This window comes from Virgibacillus sp. GM2-2 (assembly GCF_055329585.1).
Window position 1 is genome coordinate 1 of record NZ_JBUZWC010000062.1, and the last position, 276, is coordinate 276.

The 276-nt window shown below is 70.7% G+C and carries 1 protein-coding gene; it reads right to left on the reverse strand.

Features of this window, described 5'->3' with window-relative positions; genetic code table 11:
• The coding region (locus ACY9Z2_RS18970; protein WP_463611239.1) for a trypsin-like peptidase domain-containing protein at positions 1-276 on the reverse strand (276 nt) is incomplete at both ends.

The following is a 276-nucleotide window of genomic DNA, read 5'->3' on the forward strand; positions in this document are numbered from 1 at the left end:
TGCCGCCGACCGGATAGCCGTAGGCGAACACCTGCTGGCGCACGTCGGGCAGCACGGGCGCGCGCGGCACCGGCGGGCGCTTGTCGAAGAAGGACGGGTCTTCCAGTTCCAGCACCGCCAGGTCGATGCCGCGCGCCAGCGCGATCACCTTGGCCGCCACCTTGTCGCCCGACTGGCTGGCCTGCACCTCGACCTGGCTCGCGTAGCCGACCACGTGGGCGTTGGTCAGGATGCGCTTGCCCTCGATGATGACGCCGGAACCGGTGACCGAGGCTG